Here is a 17,254-nt window from a genome sequence, read left to right on the forward strand (position 1 = left end):
GCTTACTGCATGGGAGGAAGATCACAGGATGGCGATCGCGGTGCGCTGAGGGCCATTGGTGAAATGAATTTTGCCCGGTGGCGCTGCGCTTACCGGGCGAAACAGGCTACCCGCGCTGGCGCACCGCTTCAAACAGACAGATACCCGTTGCAACAGAAACGTTCAGAGACGATACGCTACCGGCCATCGGAATGCTAATCAGCTCATCGCAGTGCTCGCGCGTCAGACGCCGCATCCCTTCGCCTTCCGCACCCATCACCAGCGCCAGACGACCGGTCATTTTGCTCTGGTACAGGGTGTGATCCGCTTCGCCAGCCGTACCGACGATCCAGATATTCTCCTCCTGCAGCAGACGCATGGTGCGCGCCAGGTTAGTGACGCGGATCAGCGGGACATTTTCCGCCGCGCCACAGGCCACTTTTTTGGCCGTCGCGTTGAGCTGCGCGGAGCGATCTTTCGGTACGATCACCGCATGCACGCCAGCGGCATCGGCGCTACGCAAGCATGCACCGAGGTTGTGCGGATCGGTCACGCCGTCAAGGATCAGGAAGAACGGTTTATCCAGTTCGGCTATCAGATCCGGCAGATCGTTTTCCTGATACTGACGGCCCGGCTTCACGCGGGCAATAATGCCCTGGTGAACCGCGCCCTCACTTTTCTCATCCAGGAACTGGCGGTTCGCCAGTTGGATAACCACGCCCTGAGCTTCCAGCGCATGGATCAGCGGCATCAGACGTTTATCTTCCCGCCCTTTCAGAATAAACACTTCCTGAAAGCGCTCTGGTGCGCGCTCCAGCAGGGCCTGCACCGCGTGGATGCCGTAAATCATTTCACTCATTGATAGTTCTCGTTATGACTTTTCTTTTCCCTCTCCCACCGGGAGAGGGTCAGGGTGAGGAGGAATTACTCCGCCTGCTGTTTTTTCGCGGCGCGCTTCGCTTTGGTCGCCGCCGCTATTTTCTGCGTCTTTGTGGACGGCTTTTTCGCTTTCCGGGCGTCTTTCTTCGCCGCCTTAGGCTTCTGTTTTTGCTCGCCACGGAACGCGCTGTCAGGCTCAAAGTTTACCTTTTTACCGGCCTGTCGACGTCGACCGCCTGCATTACCGTTTCCGCCTTTTTTCGCTTTCTCGCGCTCAGTTTTGCCCACGTTACGCGGGGCGCGCTCGCTGGAGATGAGGCTAAAGTCGATTTTACGGTCGTCCATATTCACGGCTTCAACCTTCACCTCCACGCGGTCACCCAGGCGATAGGTCTGGCCGCCTGATTCGCCAATCAAGCGCTGGCCAACCTGGTCGTAACGGTAATAGTCGTTATCCAGGCTGGAAACGTGCACTAGACCGTCGATAAACAGCTCATCGAGGCGGACGAAAAAGCCAAAGCCGGTCACGCTGGCAATCACGCCTTTGAAGACGTTACCGACCTGATCGAGCATAAAGTCACACTTCAGCCAGTCAGCCACGTCGCGGGTCGCTTCATCGGCACGGCGTTCAGCCATGGAGCAGTGCTGGCCCAATTGCAGCACTTCTTCCATTGAGTAGTGATAGCCGCCGGTTTCAGTTGTGTTCCCTTTATGACCCTGCTCCTGCGCCAGAAGATATTTGATCGCCCGGTGCAAAGAGAGGTCCGGATAACGGCGGATCGGCGAGGTAAAGTGGGCATAGGATTGCAGCGCCAGACCAAAGTGGCCGCGGTTTTCCGGATCGTAAATCGCCTGTTTCATAGAGCGCAGCAGCATTGTCTGCAGCATTTCTGCGTCAGGACGATCGCTGATGGACGTCAGCAGTTCAGCGTAATCGCGTGGCTCTGGCTTGTTGCCGCCAGGCAGCTCCAGACCCAGTTCAGAAAGCACGGAACGGAACGAGGTGATGGCTTCCGTCGTGGGCTTATCGTGAATACGGAACAGCGCCGGCTCTTTGGCTTTCTCAACGAAGCGTGCCGCTGAGATGTTCGCCAGGATCATGCACTCTTCAATCAGCTTGTGCGCATCGTTACGCTGGGTCTGCTCGATACGCTCAATACGCCGTTCGGCGTTGAAGATGAACTTCGCCTCTTCGCTCTCAAAGGAGATCCCGCCGCGCTCTTCACGAGCTTGCTCCAGCGTTTTGTAGAGGTTATGTAACTCTTCGATGTGTTTCACCAGCGGCGCGTACTGTTCACGCAGATCCCGGTCGCCCTGCAGCATATGCCAGACCTTAGTGTAGGTCAGACGCGCATGAGAGCTCATCACCGCTTCATAGAATTTATAGCCGGTCAGACGACCTTTGGTCGAGATGGTCATCTCACAGACCATACAGAGGCGGTCAACCTGCGGATTCAGGGAGCACAGCCCATTGGAGAGCACTTCCGGAAGCATAGGTACCACCTGAGACGGGAAGTACACCGATGTGCCACGGCTGCGCGCTTCGTTATCCAGCGGCGTATTTGAACGTACGTAATAGCTGACGTCCGCAATCGCTACCCATAAGCGCCAGCCGCCGCCGCGTTTTTTCTCACAGTAGACGGCATCATCGAAGTCACGGGCATCTTCACCATCGATGGTAACTAACGGGAGATCGCGCAGATCCACGCGGCCTGCTTTAGCCTCTTCCGGTACCTGTTCTTGAAGATCTTTGATCTGTTCTTCAACGGCTGTCGGCCAGACGTAGGGGATCTCATGGGTGCGCAGCGCCATATCGACCGCCATGCTGGTGCCCATATTATCGCCCAGTACCTCAACAATTTTGCCTACCGCTTTGGTGCGCCGGGTTGGACGCTGGGTGAGTTCAACCACCACCACAAAGCCCATGCGTGCGCCCATTACCTCTTCAGGCGGGATCAGGATGTCGAAGCTCAGACGGCTGTCGTCCGGCACCACAAAGCCCACGCCCGCATCGGTGAAATAGCGGCCCACAATCTGGCTGGTTTTTGGTACCAGTACGCGTACCACGCGCGCTTCCCGACGGCCTTTACGATCGGCACCCAGCGGCTGGGCCAGGATCTGGTCACCGTGGATACACATCTTCATCTGTTCAGATGAGAGATAGAGATCGTCCTTGAGGCCTTCCACGCGCAGGAAACCGAAGCCATCGCGGTGACCAATGACGATGCCCTTCAGCAGGTCGAGGCGTTCTGGTAGCGCGTAGCACTGGCGGCGGGTAAAGACCAGTTGCCCGTCACGCTCCATGGCGCGCAGGCGACGGCGAAGGCCTTCAAGTTGCTCTTCACCTTCAATGTTTAATTCAACGGCAAGTTCTTCACGATTGGCGGGTTTTTCGCGTTTTGTTAAGTGTTCGATGATGAACTCGCGGCTGGGGATAGGATTCGCGTATTTTTCAGCTTCGCGCTCCTGGAAAGGATCATGTGACATGTCGGTTCCTCCGTTGTCAGCTCCGGTGGAAATTTTCTTCATTCCACCAGCAATAATTTATAAAGCGGTTGATTCTCTTCAACCAAATCGGCCAGCGTGTAGTTATCCAGTTCCTTGAGAAAACTTTGCACGGCCTTATAAAGTGCCTTTTTCAGGCGGCAAGCGGGGGTAATGTGGCAGAACTCGCTGCTGCAGTTCACCAGAGACAATGGCTCCAGTTCACGGACCACATCCCCGACACAAATACTCTGTGCCGGTCTACCAAGGCGAATTCCCCCATTCTTCCCGCGAACGGCAGCAACGTATCCGGCACGACTAAGTTGATTGATTATTTTGACCATATGATTACGGGACACACCGTAGACCTCTGTCACTTCAGAGATACTGGTCATCCTCCCATCGGGTAACGACGCCATGTAAATCAGCGCACGTAAGCCGTAATCGGTGAAACTTGTTAACTGCACATCAACCTCAGGAAAAGGGAAAACGCGGTCAAACCGCTGAGATATTCATTAATGATGATAAACCAGCCAGATAGTTGGCGGCTAATTTATTTGACAGGCGGGACTAAAAAGTGGGGGATCCGGGTGGCGCTAAGCTTATCTGGCCTACGGGTCTCCCCGCAGGCCAGCGGTAACGAAGATTAGGCGTCGAACGGGTCGCGCAGGATCATCGTTTCAGTACGATCCGGGCCGGTAGAGATAATATCGATCGGCACTTCCGTCAGTTCTTCAATACGCTTGATGTAATCCAGCGCCGCCTGCGGCAGGCCGCTACGCTCTTTCACGCCGAAGGTCGTTTCAGACCAGCCCGGCATGGTTTCGTAGATTGGTTCAATGCCTTCCCAGTCGTCAGCGGCCAGCGGAGTGGTCGTCACTTCGCGGCCATCTGGCATCCGGTAGCCCACGCAGATTTTCACCTCTTTCAGGCCATCCAGCACGTCCAGCTTGGTCAGGCAGAAGCCAGACAGGGAGTTGATCTGCACCGCACGACGCACGGCAACAGCATCCAGCCAGCCGGTACGACGACGACGACCGGTGGTCGCGCCAAACTCGTTACCCTGCTTGCACAGGAACTCGCCGGTTTCATCAAACAGTTCGGTCGGGAATGGACCTGCACCCACGCGAGTGGAATAAGCTTTGATAATACCCAGAACGTAATCCACATAACGTGGGCCCAGGCCAGAGCCGGTCGCCACACCACCGGCGGTGGTGTTAGAAGAGGTGACGTACGGATAGGTACCGTGGTCGATGTCCAGCAGGGTACCCTGTGCACCTTCAAACATAACGAAATCGCCACGCTTGCGCGCCTGGTCCAGCAGATCGGACACATCCACCACCATACCGGTCAGAATGTCGGCCACCGCCATGACATCGTCCAGGACTTTCTGGTAGTCAACGGCGTCAGCTTTGTAAAAGTTCACCAGCTGGAAGTTGTGATATTCCATCACTTCTTTGAGTTTTTCAGCGAAGGTGGCTTTGTCGAAGAGATCGCCCACGCGCAGACCGCGACGAGCGACTTTATCTTCGTAAGCCGGGCCGATACCACGACCGGTAGTACCAATCGCTTTCGCGCCACGTGCTTTTTCGCGCGCAACGTCCAGCGCAACATGATAGTCAAGGATCAGCGGACAGGCTTCTGAGAGCAGCAGACGCTCACGAACCGGGATACCACGGTCTTCCAGACCTTTCATCTCTTTCATCAGCGCTGCAGGAGACAGCACAACGCCGTTACCGATGATGCTGGTGACGTTTTCGCGAAGAATACCTGATGGAATAAGATGGAGGACGGTTTTTTCACCGTTGATTACGAGAGTATGGCCAGCGTTATGACCACCCTGATAGCGTACAACATATTTAGCACGTTCAGTCAGAAGATCGACGATCTTCCCTTTACCTTCGTCACCCCATTGGGTGCCCAGTACGACAACGTTGTTACCCATTTTCAAAATCACCGATTGCTTAAAAATGGATTCTACCATCGCTTTTTCAGATATACAGCACTTTTTGACCCTAAAATACGCCACATTCGTCTACTTTTCGTTCAGCCAATCGTTTTCCTCAACATGTAGTAGATCACGATGCCAGCCACCACAAGACCACCGCCAAAGCGGCGTAAAATCGTGTCCGGCAGTTGGCTCAGGGTAGCGATCATCCGCCGCCATGCGCGGGGATAAAGCATCGGGCCAAGGCCTTCAAGGACCAGAACGAGGGCCAGCGCCAGCCAGATCGTTGAATTCATATTGCTTCCTTTATAAAACTGCCTGCGGTGCAGGCAGTCGTGATAGCTAGAGGCTCATCCCTCCGTCAACCGTCAGGCACTGACCGGTTATCCACGGGCTCTCATCTGACATTAAAAACTGCACGGCTGAGACCACATCTTCCGGCTTACCGATACGCCGAAGAGGAATTTGGCGAGCCAGTACTTTAAACTTGTCGGCTGGCATTGTCTTTAACATCTCGCTGTCAATCATACCGGGCGCCACACAATTGACACGCAGGCCGAAACGTCCCACTTCCAGCGCCAGCGAACGGCATAAGCCAATCATCGCCGCTTTACTCGCGCTGTAAGCAGTCTGGCCCACATTGCCTCTCACCGCGCCCGACACAGACGAGATAAAGACCACAGCCCCCTTGCCCTGCGCCATCATTGAGGGCAGCAAAACCTGATTCCAGTAAAATAACGCATTCAGATTGGTGTTCATTACCTGGCGCCATCTCTCCCCCGTTTGCGAGATATGTAAAGCATCCAGCGTAACGCCTGCATTATGTACAACCCCGACGGGTGCCCCGAGGCGCTCTACCAGCATGGCTCCCGTTTGCCCAACCAATGCATCGTTGCCGCCATCGCATTGTATGGCCTCAACCGACCCGCCTGCTTCAGCGCAGTGCGCGAGGGTATCAAGGCAGGCTTGTTGATCGTTATGCCAAGTAAAGACGACATGCACCTGCGTTGAAAACGCCGTGACCAAAGCCCGGCCTATCCCCTTGCTTCCGCCGGTTATCAGCACCCAGGGCCGTAAGAAATCATGCTTTACCATCGGCAATGACCTGACAAAGCTGTCCCAGCGTAATGTCCGGGTGATTAATAAAGAGTTCAGGCGTCAGCGTGATCGCAAAATCACGTTTCACCGTAACCATCATTTCGACATAGTCCAGGCTATCAAGCTCCAGCTCGCTGAGCCGGGTCTCGGGTGCCAGCGTTTCTGCCTCTAAATCTTTGACGTCGGCCAGCAGACCAACAATGTTGGCCCACACTTGCGAAGAGTTTTCCATGTAATGTCCTTATTAGTTTGAAACGGCCACAGGCCAGGTTTTTAGCGTCACGGCTGTCGTCATCACCATTTTTCCTTCAGACAGGCAGGCGGCACGCATCTGTAAAATAAAACCATTCTGGCGGTCGCCCATCACCAGCGATGGGAGGGGAGCACAAGTCAGAACAGGGGGAAGGGCCGGTAAAGAAAAAAGATCGTACGTAAGCCAGATGTCGTGGTGAGTTTGCACGATGGGTAGCAACAGAAAGACGTCCCCCAGCGTTTGGGCCTGGAGTTCAGGCAGCACGCGGTGGACGACAGCCATTGATTCCGGGGCATCAACGATCAGTTTAAAAAGCAGTGCATCGAGATAACACCAGTCGCGTCGCGAGAAGGGATAGCGGAACGTGTTATCGGTTTTTAACGGCCTTAGAGACAGGTCCGCTGGTGTGACAAACGGGTTCGCTTTCTCCTCAAGGCGGCCGCTGAAACAACAGATTCCCGTTGAGGAATGACGGATTTCGCCTTGAACGCCCCTGGTGTCGGGCAATGCCGTCAGCGCGTAGGAGGTATCGGTCAACAAAGGCTGACGTAAACGGATCCCACAGTGCAGCTCGCCTGCGCGGGTCGCTTTCCACGAGTGCGCCATCTGCTGTTTGAGATCCCACATCGCGCGCATACCGTGAACGGTAACATCGTCAGCGCCTGCCGCCTGCGCGGCCGCACGGTCGAAATGAATGGGGTTGTGATCCCCGGAAAAAACAGCCCAGCGCTGCGCATCTTCTGACGTCCATTTCATTGTTCAGCCCGCCTCAGAACCAGTGCCGCATTGGCGCCGCCAAAGCCAAAGCTGAGATTCAGAGCGTAGGTAAGGGTGGCCTGTCGATGCCCCTCGGCGACGAAATCGAGATCGCATTGCGGATCGGCACTACTCAAATGGTGAGTGGCAGGCACAGTGCCGTGCCGTATTGCCTGCAGGCAAACAATGGTTTCAAAGCTACCGGCCGCTGCGATCAAATGCCCTGAGTAGGATTTTGTGCTAGAGACGGGGATACGATAAGCCGCGTCGCCAAAAGCCAGTTTGATTGCCTCACATGCGTTCTTATCGTTGAGCTGGGTTGAGGTGCCGTGAGCGTTAATGTAATCAACGTCATCATGCGCTATGCCCGCCTGCTGAAGAGCAAACGCAATCGTCGCCACTCTTGCCAGTTTATCGTCCGCTGGTGCGGTAAAGTCGGTGGCATCGGAGAAATTTCCATACCCCACAATTTCGCCCAACAGCGTCGCGCCGCGGGCAATAGCAGACTCCCGTTCTTCCAGACACACTACGGCTGCGCCTTCCGATAAGACGAATCCACTGCGGTTGAGGCTGAATGGGCAGCACGCCCGGGTGATGTCCTCCTGCTCGCGGCTCAGCGCACGCAGAATATCGATATTCCAGATAGAGGTATTACTGCGCAGCGACTCGCCGCCGCCCGCCAGCATCATGGATGCCCGTCCAGAGCGGATAGCCTCAAAGGCGTCGCCGATGGCAATAGTCCCCGTGGCACAGGCCGCCACGGGAGTATTTTGATATCCCCTCAATCCCCAAAACTGACTGCATGCCGCCGTTGCCACATTGGGCATCGAAAAAATACAACCAAAGGTCGAGCCGAGTCCCGTATCACGGTATTGATCGTGATTGGCAATCGATTCATCTTGCCCAGCCCAGCCGGTGCCGATGATCGCGCCGCATGCGGTATCGGGGTAATAGTCCTGAGGATGGCCATCGCCAAACGCTTGTTCTATCGCCTCTTTTGCCGCCGCCATGGACAGGCGGGCAAACCGGGGTAAACGTCGGCGAATAGATGCCGGAACAAAGCGAATCTCGGGTTCATTTTCCAGCTCACCATAAAAGCAGGAATGAATACCTGCGGCGGAAAGATTGTGTTTTTGGTAGCCTAAGCGATAATCCATAATGGACTGCCAGCTCTGTGCGGCACTCATGCCCAGCGGCGTAACGGCGCCATATCCTGTTACGACGACCCTGCGTATCTGTTGTTTAATCATGTTCCCTCATTATTCCGGTTGACGGATGTTCCTGTTTCTTCCTGATTGAACGTAAGCCATAACGTCAGAGCGCTGGTGAGATAGTCGTAGTTCACACTCTGCAGCGTATTCTTCGCCAGTAGCCATGCGCTTTCTGCATTTAGCGCATCCTGGAGGCTGGTTTCTCCCTGCGCATAGCGCATTTTTTCCTGCTGCCACAACGCCTGGCTAAGCTCCAGATTACGGTTGTTCATGTTGTACTGGTTAAGCGCGTGCCGGCTGTCGGAATAGGCATCTTCTGTATCAGCTAATGCTTTCCAGATGGCGGTGCGAAAGTCCGCTTGTGCAGCCTTAACATCCAGATCGGCGTTCTCAACGGTCAGCATGACCTTATCCCACTGCAGGAAGGGAAGAGCCACGCTTGCTGATACAGTTCGGGACGGATGGGCAAACCAGAGCGAAAACATGCTGCTGGCCGATCCCAGCGCGCTGCTCAGGCTCAGGGTCGGATAGAAATTAAGCCTGGCGACATCCGATCCCGCCAGGGACGCCCGGAGCTGCATCTCGGCTTTACGTACATCCGGCCGGTTGGAAAGTGCCTGTAAGGGGATCGCCTCTGGGCCAGAAACCGTCCCGGCATCCGGCAACCCGACTCTCTCAGGCTGTTGCTGACGTGGACTGCTATCAAAGAGAATGGATAACGCATGCCTGTCGCGGCTACGCTTCGCCAGCAACGCATCGCGCGACAGCGCTAACTGAAGGACGCTTTGCTCTGCGCGATAACAATCGCTGGCTGAAACCTCCCCCGCACGGTATTTTTGTTCAACCAGGTTAACCAGCTGTTGGCTAATCGCAATCTGCGCATCGTAATTTTCCAACTGGGCATTACTTAACGCTATCGTCCAGTAGAGCTCCGCCGTGGTTTTGATTAACGACAACGCCGTTGCGCTTCGATCGTAATCACTGGCCTGAGCTTGCCATACGCTCTGGTCACGCTGGCGGGCAAGTTTGCCCCATAAATCAATCTCCCAGCTTAATGACGTGTCGCTTTGCCAGCTTTCGGTGCTGTATTGCTTAGGCTTTAACTGTTGGCTGTTAGCCACGGTGGTAGTTGCAGAAATACCGGGAAAACGGGCTTCGTCCGCCAGCCCGGCCGCAAGCCATGCCTGGCGCAAGCGAAACCCGGCAACGGCTAAATCATTATTGTTGGACAATACGTCCTGGATGAGTTGTGACAGAACCGGATCGTTAAAATGCCCCGTTACCCGTGTCGCCTGCTGCATCACGCTTTTTCCGCTGGTGGTTGAACGCCAGTCGTCCTGTTTCCCGTCGGGTGAAGGCAGCGTAGGGCTCGCACAGCCAAACAGCAGTGCCGTCAGAAGTAATATGCCGCGCTTCATTCTCTGGATATCGCCTCTACAGGATCGAGCCTTGCCGCGTTACGTGCCGGGAAGAAACCGAACACAATCCCCGTCAATGTCGAAATGATAAATGCGCCAAGAACCGGCGTAAGCCCCACGATCATGGCGATGTTGGGGGCCACCTGCCCAACGATCGCAGACGTCAGCAGTGAAAGCAGGATCCCCAGCAAGCCGCCAAGCAGACAGAGCACCACTGATTCAGTGAGAAACTGTCGCAGAATGTCATGCCGGTTTGCCCCCACGGCCAGACGTATACCGATTTCCCGGGTGCGTTCCGAAACGGAAACGAGCATCACGTTCATCACGCCAATGCCACCCACCACTAACGAGATACAGGCAATGGCCGTAATCAATAAACTTAATGAAGATGAGGCACTGCTCACCGCACTCAGGACCTGTTGATTCGTTTTGACCTGGATGCGGTCGCTGCCATGTCTGGCAGCCAGCGCAGCGGCAATATTGTTGGCCGCCTTGCTCTCCGGATAGCTGTCTATAACCCGGACATCAATCTGATTAACCGAAGCGCCCGGGGCAATTCGCTGCATCATGGCGGTAAAAGGGACAAAAAATTGCCCATCTCCCGCCTGTCCCGCGTTTCTGATAAGGCCTACGACACGCCAGAGCGTGTTATCAATAGTGACAAGCTGTCCAACCACATTATCCGCAGCCGCCGGGAACAGTTTGTCGCGTGCATTCTCATCGATAACGACCACCGGGCTTGCGGCCGACTGCTCTGCGACCGAAAAGAGCGCCCCCTGGAGGACTTCCCGATCATTCATCGCAAACCACTCTCGTCCCACCCCCAGAATGCTCATTGAGCTTGTGCGCGACAGACTCGCTACCGGCATGTTCTGCCCGATCAGCGCAGAAACTTCACGAACAAAAGGCCAGCGCTTTAACTCGCGCACATCCTCTTCATTCAGCACGTCGTAGTAATAATTGCCTTGTGGATCGGTACCCGGCTGGATATCAATTTTGTGCGCTCCCAGACGAGCAATATCGCTCAATACTTTTTCTCTCGCGCCTTCACCAATCGCCACGGTATTGACCACCGCCATAATGCCGATAATGATGCCGAGCATAGAGAGAAAGGCACGTACCCGGTGCCCTGTGAGAGCAAGCCAGGCCGTGATAATGGCATCGCGGAAGCTAAAGCGGGCGCACTGCACGTGTGGTAAAGAGAGGAGCGTGGCGCTGCCCTGCCTGTCCGTTGTACGCACTGCAGCGATCCTGCCATCCTCCAGATAGATCTGCCGTTGCGCTTGCGCGGCAATGTGGGCATCGTGGGTCACAATCACTATCGTATGCCCCTCGCGATGCAGTTCATCCAGCAGCGTCATGACCTCCTGCCCGTTCTGTTTGTCCAGAGCGCCAGTGGGTTCATCGGCCAGAATGATAGGGGCGCCATTCATTAATGCCCGGGCAATGCCGGTACGCTGTTGCTGGCCGCCAGAAAGTTGATTGGGTAAATGACGCATTTTTTGCGCCATTCCCAAACGCGTCATCAGTTGCTGTGCTCGCTCCTGCGCTTGCGAATTCGGCTGAGTCGTGTACCGGGCAGGCATCGTCACGTTATCAATCGCCGTTAACCAGGGCAAAAGCTGATAGCGCTGAAAAATGAAACCAATATATTTCTGCCGACACTCAGCCAGACGATCGTGAGACATCCGCCGGGTATCTTCACCAAACAGCACCATATGCCCTGCATCTGGTTTGTCCAGGCAGCCTATGATGTTCATCAACGTGGATTTACCCGACCCCGAAGGGCCAACAATCGCGACCATCTCTCCCTGATGAATTGTCAGATTGATCTCTGACAGTACCGTATTGGTTTCGCCATTGATGACATAATCCTTGCGGATGTTCTCAAGATGGATGGCAACAGGCATCTCACGCTCCACTGACATCCTCCCGGCGACCAATAACGACCCGATCTTTCTCTGATAGTCCCGAGGTGATTTCAATCATGCGTTCGTCATGAAGCCCGGTTGTTACTGGCGTTTCAACAATCCGATCGCCGACTTGTTTTCGGACCCGCGTTCGGGCGGTTCCCGTCGCAGGCAATAATGCGGTCAGAGGAACGAGCAAAACGTTTTTAGCCTCTGCGCTGGTGACAAACACGTGCGTTGTCATCGAGGTTCGAAAACAGCGGCAGCTATTATCGACATCAAAGTTACCGGTGTAATAAACGGGAGTGCTTTGCCCTGAGGTCGTGGACGATGATGCATCTTCTTTATTAGCGTTGTCAGGTGAGCTTTGAATTTGCCCCATCTTGCCCCGCCAGATTTTGTCAGGGTTAGCCACGGTATAGAACGTGAGCGGCTGGCCTGGGTGTATTTTTAGAATGTCCACTTCCGGGATATTCACTCCCACCGTCATTTTCGTGAGATTCGCCAGTACCAGAATCGTGGTCGCGGTTTGCGATGACACAATGGTTTGGCCCTCTTCTGTCACAATCGCGAGAACATCCCCCTCCATCGGTGCATGAATTTTGGTGTAGCTCAGGTTGGTTCTGGCACTTTCAACATCCATCTGTGCCTGAACCACATTGGCCGCTTCAATACGCAACTGCTGCTTCTGAGATTCAAACTGGCTTCTCGCCTGTTCATACTCTTTCTGTGGTGTTGCATCATCGCGTTTCATCCTGCTCTGGCGCCGAAACTCCGCGTCGTATTGCCACAGCATGACCTTTGCCGACTCATACTGCGCTTGCGCCCGTGTCAGACTGGCCTCGGCTTTACGTAAATCAGCCTGTTGAATCGACGGATCAATTTCCGCCAACAAATCGCCCTGCTTAACATGCTGACCATCGTGTACATATAGCCGCTTTAGTTGCCCCGTCACCTGCGCGCCCACTTTCACCTTGCGATAAGGTTTTACGGTACCCGTGAGCATGACCATTTCCTGAATGTCGCCACGTACCACGGTCTGCAGTTCATCACCCTGTGCCTGGTCATCTTGCTGGCTGCCTACCAGCAGATACCCGCATCCGCATATCATCAGCAGCAGGCAAAGACCAGCCGCGTAGAGTTTAATGCGCATGATCACGTCCTTGCGGTACAAGACCGCCCCCTGACAGCCGATATACCGCATCGAAGTCCCCCAGCAACGACAAATTGTGGGTGACTACGATCAGCGTTTTATTTTGCTGCCGACACTGCGCCAGGATGGCCGTCATGGTCTGCTGCGCAGCGGCGTGATCCAGATTAGCGGTAGGTTCATCAAGAATAATTAACTCATGATGGCAGTAGAATGCTCTCGCCAGCAGCAGACGCTGACGCTGGCCGGCAGAGAGCGTGCTGTTACCTTCCCGTATCCGTGCATTTAGCCCGCCCGGGAGATTTTCAATAGCTTCGGCAATTCCCAGCGCACTCAGGATCTGCCAGATCTGGCGCTCTTCCCCTGCCGTACCGGTACTTTTAAAAAGCGTAATGTTGTCCCGGACATCCCCTTGCAGAAGAATATGATCGGTACTGTTCATAAAGGCCATGCTCGCCCACTGGCCCGGCGTTTGTTCGATACCGTCGATAGACAGACTTCCGCTTTCAGGCGCCAGCAGTCCGGCCGCGATCGACAGAAACGTCGTTTTCCCCTCTCCGGACGGCCCTACAATAGCCAGACACTCTCCTTTACGTAGCGACATCGTCAAACCATTGAACAACCTCTCTTGCGCGTTCCAGCCGAAACATAAATCATTCATCTGAATTGAATGACTGAAGCATTCTGTTTTCTCCTGTGATTGCGTGAGCAGGCTTTCGCAGTGAAGAAAATCATCGGCGCGTTTATCGATGACGCTAATTTCATTCTTTTGCAGCGCAGTAAAGAACAGCCTGGTCATGGTGTTACCGTAGATCTGTTTCACCAGCCCATAGGAGACAAATGCGCCTAAATTCATCGCTCCGCTCTGAATCAAAGGGAGCGAAATCGCAATAAACAGCAGCATTTCACCATTATTTGTCAGCTGATAAAGCGTGTTTTTAACCTTGTTATAAACGGCGTAGTCACGTAGCAGTTTAAGCATCTGATGGTTTTGCGCTGCAAATTCTACCTGGCGATGAGTTTGCAAGCCCGCGGATTTAATCGTATGGATACCGCTGATGGTCTCCATAATAAAATCATTCTGCTCAGCACCGAGGATTTCTATTTTTTGCGTATATACACGGTCTCTGTAGGTGGCCCAGAGGCTAATAAGGCCCATCACTATTACGCTCAAAAAGGAGATCAGTGACAGCAGGGGGCTGACCCAGAACATGACGCCAAATGCGATAACAGCCACTACCCAGTCGATACGCAGTGTATTATCCAGCGTTATTTTCTGGTTCAAGGCTCCACACCAGTGGGTGAAGCGGCTATATATCTCACCTGAATTACGCTTGTGGTAATAACGCAGCGGTTGCTGCATTAAACGCATAAATCCCTTAGCACTACTGGTGTGCGAAAAGTGTTTAATTACATTCGCAGAGAAAATACCGTTTAGCAGCTCCACGCCAGCAATAGCAAAAAAGGCAAAGATATAATATTTCCACGGGACCTCAACGGGGCCACTATGGTTATATAAGCTGTTCAGGGAAGAGCTCATTATTGCCGGAATGATAAACACCGCCAGCGAAATGGCAAAAGTGCTCAGCATAAGACGATAGACATAAGGTACAGCGGACGTCGCTTTTACGCTTATCCAGGCTGGAAGGCGAGGCTGTTTTGCCCTTGAGACCCATCCCGCTTTGGGTGCAATTTTTTCGCCCTCTTCTACAATAAGCGCATAGCCGCTGATTTCTTGCTTCAAGGCATCGAAGCTCAGCATCTGCGCGCCCAGAGCAGGGTTCAGCACACAAACCCTATCCCCACTACGCCATGCAAGAACCACATAGTGCCCGGCACCATAGTGGAGGATCGCGGGCAAGGGCAGCGCATTCAGCTCGTTAAAATCAAACTGAACGGGAATACCTGGGATCCCAACGTCACTCAGTATCGTACCCAGCCTGGAGAGAGTTGAGCCATGCACGGAAACCGGGTATCGGTCACGAAGTTTCTCCAGCGGAGCATCAATGCCATGGTAGTTCGCCAGCATGGCAATACATGCCAACCCACATTCACTGACTTCATTCTGCATGACAATTGTGGGAATTCCTTTTCTCACAATGATTATCCTTCGTTAAGAAAATAGAGACAATGTCGGTGCCAAAGCAGCCAATCATTGGGTGATTCTGTTATTGCCTGTTCAATTATCTGCGGCATCATTATCGAAGCATGACGGTACTCCACGCCGGGGAAAATACTGATCTGTAAACCCCGGTCGTAATAGAGATAAAAAAAGAGAATGTTAGCCTTTGTCACTTTCGCTAAACGCAATAACCCACTGTGCAGATATGCAGGGCGGCCAAAAAGATGGCAGGATAATTTGTCCTGTACCGTCTCGCTATTATGAAAAGTGTAATCGGGTACCATGTCAGCAAATACCACAAGGTCCCGTTTATTTTCAGCGACATCCATACAGGCCGTTGCCAGATTCAAACCAATCTCCTTACTACTGCTTTCAACAGAGCAATAGTCGACATCCACCTTTCCCAGTGCCCTGGCCTGTTCGTTCCATTGGCTGGCATTAGAGGAGACCACGACGGTGGTGTGTAATGATGTCGCTTTACTGGCAACAATCACGGAGACCACATCGGATGTCATGTGCAGAGGTGCGAAGATCAGCGGTTTGCCAGCCTCAACGAGCGCTTGCGCCCTGGCGCCCAGTAATTCGGCGCAACGTTCAATTTCTGATTGCAACTGAGGAGACTGGCCCCAGGTTGCATAAAACTCAAGTAGCTCTCTTCGTTGCGCAGTCCAGGTATAGTGAAGCGAAGCGTTGGGCAGAAGGCAGCGCTGATTGGCGATGGCGACCTGCTCTCTTAGACGGTACGCTTTGCCGTAAAGGCCTAAACTTCGCCGCGCATGCGCCCAAAGGAAAGCGAGGCGGAGCGGGATTTTTCTCACAATGCGAAATCGCGCAATTGCCCCCTCTTTTCGTACCCTGGCTACGCTATGGCTTAGACAATCCCGAACCCGGTGGTAACTGGACCATACCCGTAGAATCGCGATGTTCATTATTTTTCCAACGGTTTGTTAGTAAGCAGTAATGACTTAAGCTGCTCCCCCATGGCTGGCCAGTCCCGGTCGGTTAACGTCACCCAATTTTTACCGACGATATAAGCTGGCGTCGCAGAAACGCCGTAAGCGCCTGTCACCTGCTGTAACATCGCCAGCAGCGATTTCACACGCGCTGATTTTTCCGTTTCTTCATATTGCGCAATATCAACACCTTGCTCAGTGAGCCATTGATTGCGAACAGCAACATCAGCGAGATCCAGATTGTCTTCCAGTACGGCTTTAAATGCCGCCTGGTGCAGCTTCGATTCCAGTCCCATTACCGTTAATGTGGCATACAGCGGTGCGTAGCGCCCTAATCCATCGCTTTGCCCGATATGCAGTCGAATAAGTTTAATGTTTTTAGGCAACGTTTTTTCAAAAGCGCTAAGGTCAGGCTCTGCTTTTTCGCAATAATGACAACCGTAAGAAAATACCTCGATAATAGAGGAGGAGGATGTGAATGCCACCTGTGCAGTTTTGTCATTATCAACGTGGCGTAATACTTCAATATCAGGTTTAGCCAGCACCACCTGAAAGATATAAAATGTTGTCACTACGGCGGAAGCAATAATAACTAAAAGTGTATAAAGCGCCTGCAATACAAAGAACTTCCTTTTTTTATCATCCACTGTAGTCGTCCTTTACCTGGATCATGAAACCAATTGCACAGCATTTACTGTGCAATTGGTTTAGTGCATTACATACCGCGAGCAAGACATGCGGCAGGGCCTACATTATTAGTCTCCTGGTAGCTTGTACCATGCTTGTCAGAGCAATAATAATCGGCCATGCAATTTTTATAGCCATTAGACCATTCCCAACGATAATTTTTATAGCTGCAGTCATCGCCACCTACAATGGCATTTGCTTCATTTTCATTCATTCTTTTCATAGATTATCCTTAAATTATTTTCCTGTTATGCTTATACAACAAAAAAACAATACAAGAATGGTTAATTACAGTAAAGTGTAACAGGCTAAATATAATCCTAAAACCAATTAAGTTTTATTTAATACAGAAGTAAATAAAAATAATATTTATTGACGGCAAAAAAAAAGCCAGCCCGTTAGGCTA

16 protein-coding genes are annotated in these 17,254 nt (G+C 53.1%); all 16 read right to left on the bottom strand.

Annotated elements, in window-relative coordinates; genetic code table 11:
• Positions 1-106: 106 nt before the first annotated feature.
• Entirely contained in the window at positions 107-838 is a 732-nt protein-coding gene (gene rlmB / locus NL510_RS21360) for a 23S rRNA (guanosine(2251)-2'-O)-methyltransferase RlmB (RefSeq protein ID WP_253380160.1), read from the bottom strand.
• 65 nt (positions 839-903) lie between these two features.
• Entirely contained in the window at positions 904-3,345 is a 2,442-nt protein-coding gene (gene rnr, locus NL510_RS21365; protein WP_253380162.1) for a ribonuclease R, read from the bottom strand.
• 38 nt (positions 3,346-3,383) lie between these two features.
• A complete protein-coding gene (gene nsrR, locus NL510_RS21370) occupies positions 3,384-3,809 on the bottom strand; it encodes a nitric oxide-sensing transcriptional repressor NsrR (RefSeq protein ID WP_253380165.1) in 426 nt (141 codons plus the stop codon).
• A 179-nt stretch (positions 3,810-3,988) separates the two neighbouring features.
• Positions 3,989-5,287 carry an adenylosuccinate synthase gene (locus NL510_RS21375; protein WP_042713442.1) on the bottom strand — a complete coding sequence of 433 codons (1,299 nt, stop codon included), beginning with the start codon at positions 5,285-5,287 and terminating at the stop codon, positions 3,989-3,991.
• Positions 5,288-5,388: 101 nt separating this feature from the next.
• Complete coding sequence (locus NL510_RS21380; protein WP_253380167.1) at positions 5,389-5,586, bottom strand: DUF2065 domain-containing protein; 198 nt, start codon at positions 5,584-5,586, stop codon at positions 5,389-5,391.
• Positions 5,587-5,632: 46 nt separating this feature from the next.
• Entirely contained in the window at positions 5,633-6,385 is a 753-nt protein-coding gene (locus NL510_RS21385; protein ID WP_253380169.1) for an SDR family NAD(P)-dependent oxidoreductase, read from the bottom strand.
• Entirely contained in the window at positions 6,372-6,620 is a 249-nt protein-coding gene (locus NL510_RS21390; protein ID WP_253380171.1) for an acyl carrier protein, read from the bottom strand. The genes NL510_RS21385 and NL510_RS21390 overlap by 14 nt, the downstream gene beginning before the upstream one ends.
• A gap of 12 nt (positions 6,621-6,632) precedes the next feature.
• The gene (locus NL510_RS21395; RefSeq protein WP_253380173.1) at positions 6,633-7,397 is read right to left on the bottom strand and encodes a MaoC/PaaZ C-terminal domain-containing protein; all 765 of its coding nucleotides are present in this window, start codon (positions 7,395-7,397) and stop codon (positions 6,633-6,635) included.
• Positions 7,394-8,647: a beta-ketoacyl-[acyl-carrier-protein] synthase family protein gene (locus NL510_RS21400; RefSeq protein ID WP_253380175.1), complete on the bottom strand. Its 1,254-nt coding sequence runs from the start codon at positions 8,645-8,647 to the stop codon at positions 7,394-7,396. The genes NL510_RS21395 and NL510_RS21400 overlap by 4 nt, the downstream gene beginning before the upstream one ends.
• The gene (locus NL510_RS21405; RefSeq protein WP_253380177.1) at positions 8,644-10,026 is read right to left on the bottom strand and encodes a TolC family protein; all 1,383 of its coding nucleotides are present in this window, start codon (positions 10,024-10,026) and stop codon (positions 8,644-8,646) included. The genes NL510_RS21400 and NL510_RS21405 overlap by 4 nt, the downstream gene beginning before the upstream one ends.
• Positions 10,023-11,936 carry an ATP-binding cassette domain-containing protein gene (locus NL510_RS21410; protein WP_253380180.1) on the bottom strand — a complete coding sequence of 638 codons (1,914 nt, stop codon included), beginning with the start codon at positions 11,934-11,936 and terminating at the stop codon, positions 10,023-10,025. Before NL510_RS21410 ends, NL510_RS21405 begins: the two co-directional genes overlap by 4 nt.
• Before the next feature lies 1 nt (position 11,937).
• The gene (locus NL510_RS21415) at positions 11,938-13,089 is read right to left on the bottom strand and encodes an efflux RND transporter periplasmic adaptor subunit (RefSeq protein ID WP_253380182.1); all 1,152 of its coding nucleotides are present in this window, start codon (positions 13,087-13,089) and stop codon (positions 11,938-11,940) included.
• A complete protein-coding gene (locus NL510_RS21420; RefSeq protein ID WP_253380184.1) occupies positions 13,079-15,157 on the bottom strand; it encodes a peptidase domain-containing ABC transporter in 2,079 nt (692 codons plus the stop codon). Before NL510_RS21420 ends, NL510_RS21415 begins: the two co-directional genes overlap by 11 nt.
• A gap of 32 nt (positions 15,158-15,189) precedes the next feature.
• Positions 15,190-16,137 (bottom strand): lysophospholipid acyltransferase family protein, encoded by a 948-nt coding sequence (locus tag NL510_RS21425; RefSeq protein WP_253380186.1) that lies wholly within the window; start codon positions 16,135-16,137, stop codon positions 15,190-15,192.
• On the bottom strand, positions 16,137-16,808 hold the full coding sequence (locus NL510_RS21430; RefSeq protein WP_253380187.1) for a DsbA family protein: 672 nt from the start codon (positions 16,806-16,808) through the stop codon (positions 16,137-16,139). Before NL510_RS21430 ends, NL510_RS21425 begins: the two co-directional genes overlap by 1 nt.
• A gap of 68 nt (positions 16,809-16,876) precedes the next feature.
• Positions 16,877-17,071 (bottom strand): DUF4762 domain-containing protein, encoded by a 195-nt coding sequence (locus NL510_RS21435; protein WP_253380189.1) that lies wholly within the window; start codon positions 17,069-17,071, stop codon positions 16,877-16,879.
• Positions 17,072-17,254: the final 183 nt, after the last annotated feature.

Source organism: unidentified bacterial endosymbiont, assembly GCF_918797525.1.
Classification (GTDB): Bacteria; Pseudomonadota; Gammaproteobacteria; order Enterobacterales; family Enterobacteriaceae; genus Enterobacter.

Bases quoted from the DNA above. Each gene is read 5' to 3' on its own strand.
- NL510_RS21420 (WP_253380184.1), bottom strand. From the start codon at position 15,157: ATGCAGAATGAAGTCAGTGAATGTGGGTTGGCATGTATTGCCATGCTG.
- NL510_RS21415 (WP_253380182.1), bottom strand. From the start codon at position 13,089: ATGCGCATTAAACTCTACGCGGCTGGTCTTTGCCTGCTGCTGATGATA.
- rnr (WP_253380162.1), bottom strand. From the start codon at position 3,345: ATGTCACATGATCCTTTCCAGGAGCGCGAAGCTGAAAAATACGCGAAT.
- NL510_RS21380 (WP_253380167.1), bottom strand. From the start codon at position 5,586: ATGAATTCAACGATCTGGCTGGCGCTGGCCCTCGTTCTGGTCCTTGAA.
- NL510_RS21395 (WP_253380173.1), bottom strand. From the start codon at position 7,397: ATGAAATGGACGTCAGAAGATGCGCAGCGCTGGGCTGTTTTTTCCGGG.
- NL510_RS21375 (WP_042713442.1), bottom strand. From the start codon at position 5,287: ATGGGTAACAACGTTGTCGTACTGGGCACCCAATGGGGTGACGAAGGT.
- NL510_RS21410 (WP_253380180.1), bottom strand. From the start codon at position 11,936: ATGCCTGTTGCCATCCATCTTGAGAACATCCGCAAGGATTATGTCATC.
- NL510_RS21405 (WP_253380177.1), bottom strand. From the start codon at position 10,026: ATGAAGCGCGGCATATTACTTCTGACGGCACTGCTGTTTGGCTGTGCG.
- NL510_RS21400 (WP_253380175.1), bottom strand. From the start codon at position 8,647: ATGATTAAACAACAGATACGCAGGGTCGTCGTAACAGGATATGGCGCC.
- rlmB (WP_253380160.1), bottom strand. From the start codon at position 838: ATGAGTGAAATGATTTACGGCATCCACGCGGTGCAGGCCCTGCTGGAG.
- NL510_RS21385 (WP_253380169.1), bottom strand. From the start codon at position 6,385: ATGGTAAAGCATGATTTCTTACGGCCCTGGGTGCTGATAACCGGCGGA.
- NL510_RS21390 (WP_253380171.1), bottom strand. From the start codon at position 6,620: ATGGAAAACTCTTCGCAAGTGTGGGCCAACATTGTTGGTCTGCTGGCC.
- NL510_RS21435 (WP_253380189.1), bottom strand. From the start codon at position 17,071: ATGAAAAGAATGAATGAAAATGAAGCAAATGCCATTGTAGGTGGCGAT.
- NL510_RS21425 (WP_253380186.1), bottom strand. From the start codon at position 16,137: ATGAACATCGCGATTCTACGGGTATGGTCCAGTTACCACCGGGTTCGG.